5 protein-coding genes are annotated in these 4,258 nt (G+C 63.9%); 1 reads left to right on the top strand and 4 read right to left on the bottom strand.

Annotated elements, in window-relative coordinates:
- The 4 genes from PHD22_RS16555 to PHD22_RS16540 all read right to left on the bottom strand — a co-directional run.
- On the bottom strand, positions 1-563 hold a 563-nt coding region (locus PHD22_RS16555), incomplete at its 3' end, for a PhnD/SsuA/transferrin family substrate-binding protein (protein WP_299869449.1).
- 36 nt (positions 564-599) lie between these two features.
- A complete protein-coding gene (locus PHD22_RS16550) occupies positions 600-845 on the bottom strand; it encodes a 4Fe-4S dicluster domain-containing protein (RefSeq protein ID WP_299869445.1) in 246 nt (81 codons plus the stop codon).
- 15 nt (positions 846-860) lie between these two features.
- The gene (locus tag PHD22_RS16545; protein ID WP_299869442.1) at positions 861-2,621 is read right to left on the bottom strand and encodes a fumarate reductase/succinate dehydrogenase flavoprotein subunit; all 1,761 of its coding nucleotides are present in this window, start codon (positions 2,619-2,621) and stop codon (positions 861-863) included.
- Positions 2,622-2,624: 3 nt separating this feature from the next.
- Positions 2,625-3,392, bottom strand: coding sequence for a GntR family transcriptional regulator (locus tag PHD22_RS16540; protein ID WP_299869438.1), 768 nt, complete (start codon positions 3,390-3,392; stop codon positions 2,625-2,627).
- 386 nt (positions 3,393-3,778) lie between these two features.
- Here PHD22_RS16540 and PHD22_RS16535 point away from each other — a divergent pair, with 386 nt between their 5' ends.
- Positions 3,779-4,069: a co-chaperone GroES gene (locus tag PHD22_RS16535; RefSeq protein WP_299869434.1), complete on the top strand. Its 291-nt coding sequence runs from the start codon at positions 3,779-3,781 to the stop codon at positions 4,067-4,069.
- Positions 4,070-4,258: the final 189 nt, after the last annotated feature.

Here is a 4,258-nt window from a genome sequence, read left to right as displayed (position 1 = left end):
GCCACTTCCGGCGCCTGGGTGATGATGTTCACGTCCTTCTCGGGGTCGAGGCCCTGGCGCTTGAGGGCCCGCAGCAGCATGCCGTGGGCGGCGGAGGCGAAGGGCACCGAGATGGTCTTGCCGCGCAGCTCGGCCAGGGTGGTGGCACTGGAGTCGCGGGGCACCACCACGCCATTACCGCTGCCCTGGGTGCTGCCCGACAGCACGGTGATGAACAGGCTCTTCTTGCCGGCCTTCTGGAAGGCGGCGCCGTTGGCCGAGCCGGGGAAGTCGGCCATGGTACCGATGTCCAGCTTGTCGGCCACCATCTCGTTGGTCAGCGGGGCGCCGGAGGTGAAGTTCTTCCACTGGATGTCGTACTGCACATCCTTGTACTTGCCATCCTTCGGCAGGTACTTGTCGAGTAGCTTGAGCTCGCGGATCAGCAGGCCGCCGGTGGCGCAGTTGATGGTGGTGTCCTGGGTGCCGATGGCCAGGCGCAGGGTCTCGGCGTGGGCGCCGAGGCTGACGGTCATGGCGACGAGCGCGGACGCTGCGGCCTTGGTGAAGGTTGAAAATCGCATGGGGAGTTCTCTCTATTGTTGGGGTGAAGCGGAAGATCAGCGCAGCAGGTAGGGAATGGCGACGTGGATGGCGCCGGTGGGGCAGTCCTTCTGGCAAGGCAGGCAGTACCAGCACTCGTCGCGCTTCATGAAGGCCTTGCCGGTCTGGGGATCGATCTCGAGGATGTCCATCGGGCACACGTCAATGCACACGGTGCAGCCCTTGTGGGCGATGCACTTGTCCAGATCCACGGTGACGGCGGCCTCACTGAACTGGGCGATGCTGCGGGGTTGGAATGCCATGGGTTTCTCCTGGGGTCAGACGGTGGCGGCCGTTTTTTCGGCGGGGGCCTTCGGCGCGACACGCAGCCGGTCGTAGGCATCCCGCTCCTGTTCGGCGATGGGGACGATGTAGGGCTCGACGGGGCGCTTGTGGTGGCTCATCCGACCGGACTCATCCTTCTTCAGGTGGGCGTGGCAGAACCACTCGGCGTCGTTGCGCTCCGGGTAGTCCACCCGCAGGTGATAGAGGCCCCAGCGGCTCTCGGTGCGGAACAGCGAGGCGCGGGCGGCCATCTCGGCACAGTCGCGGATCACCGAAGCCTCGGCGCAGCGCATCAGCTCGTGGGCATCGCGGGCGTGGAGCTGGCCCAGGTCCTCACCGATCTCGGCAAAGCGCTCGAGGGCCAACTCGTACTTGCGGGTGACCTTGGGCGGCTGCAGGTAGTCATTCACGAAGCGCCGCAGCTTGTATTCCACCTGCAGGGCCGGCAAGCCGTGGTCGCGCAGCAGCGGGGCGTAGATGCGGGCCCGCTCGCGGGCCACCTGCTCCGCGTCCACCGGAGTGAAATCACGGCTGCTGGCCCGCTCCGCCGCGCTCTCGCCGGCAAACCAGCCGTAGGTGAAGGCGCCCAGCATGTAGTTGTGGGGCACGGCGGCCATGTCGCCAGCCGCGTAGAGGCCTGGCACGGTGGTCTCGGCACGGGCGTTCACATGCACGCCGGAGGCGCTGTGGCCGCTGCAGAAGCCGATCTCGGAGATGTGCATCTCCACCATCTGGTGGCGGTAGTCGGTGCCCCGGTTGGCGTGGAACTGCCCGCGGCTGGGGCGCTCGTTGCTGTGCAGGATGGTCTCGATGGTCTGGATGGTCTCCTCGGCCAGGTGGTTGAGCTTGAGGAAGACCGGGCCGTTGCCGCCCTGCAGCTCCTGGTAGAACTCCAGCATCATCTGGCCGCTCCAGTAGTCGCACTCGATGAAGCGCTCGCCCCGGCTGTTGGCGGTATAGCCCCCCAGGGGCCCGGCCACGTAGGCGCAGGCCGGGCCGTTGTAGTCCTTGATCAGCGGGTTGATCTGGTAGCACTCCAGGTTGGCCAGCTCGGCCCCGGCGTGATAAGCCATCACGTAGCCATCCCCGGCGTTGGTGGGGTTCTCGTAGGTGCCCATCAGGTAGCCCGATGCCGGCAGACCGAGGCGACCCGCCGCCCCGCAGGCCAGGATCACTGCCTTGGCGCGGATCACGTGGAAGTCGGCCGTGCGGGAATCAAAGCCCATCACCCCATTCACGCTGCCGTCGGCCGCGGTGAGCAGGCGGGTGGCGATGATGCGGTTGGTGATCTCCACCCGCGCCCGCTTGAGCTGGCGGTAGAGCACCTTCTTGACGTCATGGCCCTCGGGCATGGGCAGCACGTAGGTGCCCATGTGGTGCACCTTGCGCATGGCGTAGTCGCCATTGGCGTCCTTCTCGAACTTCACGCCCCAGCGGTCGAGCTGCTCAATGGTGGTGAAGCTGTGCTTTGCGTAGGCATACACCGTGGATTGATCGACGATGCCGTCATTGGCGATGGTGATTTCCTTGGTGTATTGCTCGGGGGTGGCATAGCCCGGCACGACGGCATTGTTGAGGCCGTCCATGCCCATCGAGATTGCACCGCTGCGTTTCACGTGGGCCTTGTCCAGCAGCAGCACGCGCAGTTCCGGATTGCGCTCCTTGGCCTTGATGGCGGCCATGGGGCCGGCGGTACCGCCGCCCACCACCACGATGTCGTAGGCGCTTTCGCGGGTATCCAATTGATGAGACATGAGTCACTCCACTGAAGAGGGGTGGCGATCCACCTGGAATCGGTATTGAAAGGTGTCGCCACGGAAATAAAGGAATTCGTGGTCGATGGGCTTGCCGCCCCGGTCATGGGTAAGTCGCTCCACCCGCAGCAGGGGTGCTCCCGCGGGCAGGCGGAGCAGCGCGGCCACATCCGGATCTGCGGCCACCGCGTCCAGGGCCAGATCCGCCCGCCCCAGGGGGCAGGCACAATCGTTCTCCAGGATCACGAAGATGTCGCGTCGCTCCAGATCGGCCCGGGCCACCCGACGCCCGATCTCCACGGGCAGCCAGGTGATCTCGACGGACACCGGCTCCAGGTCGAGCAGGCGCAGGCGGCGGATCTCCATCACCGGCGCCCCGGCCCTGAGGCCCAGACGCAGGGCCACCCGGGCCTCGGCAGGCACTTCCGCCAGGCCCAGCAGGCGGTTGTGCACCGCATATCCGTCCGCGCCCATCTGCTCACCGAAGCCCTGAAGACGATTCACGTGCTGCACCGCCTTCGGACGGCTTACAAAGCGCCCCTGCCCCTGCCGGCTGAAGATCAGGCCTTCCTGGTGCAGGGCTCCCAGGGCCTGACGCACGGTGATCCGGCTGACCGCAAAGTGCTGGCCCAGTATGCTTTCCGAGGGGAGCTTGGCACCGGCCGCCCAATCGCCCGCGAGAATCCGCTCGCGCAGTAGCGTGGCAATGCGCCGGTAATGGGGCACATCACTCGACACACCGGGAACAGGCTGGTTTTCCATTTGGAGCATTTGAACTTGTCATAACAAGATGAAATGCACTTTACTTTTCCGGCACATTTACCGGAAACAATAAAAAACGAAATCCTTATGGATTTTTAATCCAAGGAAATTGAGCTGTTGAATATTCAGCAATGAAGATCTTATTTGCTGAATTTCACACACCCAGCTGCTGCAATTGCAGCAGAACACCGGGAGTCAGCGCTCCCGTCCCCCTGCTGCCGGATCAGCAGGATTGATCCGAAAGCTGCGGACCTGGAAACAGCCAGAAACGGGACAAATCCGCGAAACCCTTGGCAATCAAGACCATCGCGTGCTGGCATTGCCCTTGCAATGCAAGGACTCCGACCGGAATCAACCGGCAGCCCTGTCCAATCACGCACTGGAGAACATTACAGATGGCCCTTCGCCCCCTTTACGACCGAATCATCGTCAAACGTGTGGAACCGGAGCGCACCACCGCCAGCGGCATCGTCATTCCCGACAGCGCCGGAGAAAAACCCGACCAGGGCGAAGTCATCGCCGTCGGTCACGGCAAGCTGCTGACCACGGGGGAAGTGCGCCCCCTCGCCGTACAGCCCGGAGACCGGGTGCTGTTCGGCAAATACGCCGGCCAGGCGGTCAAGATCGACGGCCACGAGGTGCTGGTCCTGCGGGAAGAGGACGTGATTGCGCTGATTGACGCCTGAGCCCCCTCCCCCACCCTGTTTTCCCTGAAACCCCAAAGAACCCGATGGAGTAATTCGAATGCCTGGGCGGTTTCAAGTCTGAAGTGCAACACTGGGTTGAAAGTTCATGATTTCCCTCGCAAAGACCTCCGCTGGTGTTTCAAAGTCGAGGCATTTGCGCGGGCGGTTGTTTAATTGTCGGGCAATGGC

Source organism: Zoogloea sp., assembly GCF_028693495.1.
Lineage (GTDB): Bacteria > Pseudomonadota > Gammaproteobacteria > Burkholderiales > Rhodocyclaceae > Zoogloea.
Note: the sequence above shows the minus strand (reverse complement) of the source record. Positions and strands in the feature narration are given on the sequence as shown.

Bases quoted from the DNA above. Each gene is read 5' to 3' on its own strand.
- PHD22_RS16545 (WP_299869442.1), bottom strand. From the start codon at position 2,621: ATGTCTCATCAATTGGATACCCGCGAAAGCGCCTACGACATCGTGGTG.
- PHD22_RS16535 (WP_299869434.1), top strand. From the start codon at position 3,779: ATGGCCCTTCGCCCCCTTTACGACCGAATCATCGTCAAACGTGTGGAA.
- PHD22_RS16550 (WP_299869445.1), bottom strand. From the start codon at position 845: ATGGCATTCCAACCCCGCAGCATCGCCCAGTTCAGTGAGGCCGCCGTC.
- PHD22_RS16540 (WP_299869438.1), bottom strand. From the start codon at position 3,392: ATGCTCCAAATGGAAAACCAGCCTGTTCCCGGTGTGTCGAGTGATGTG.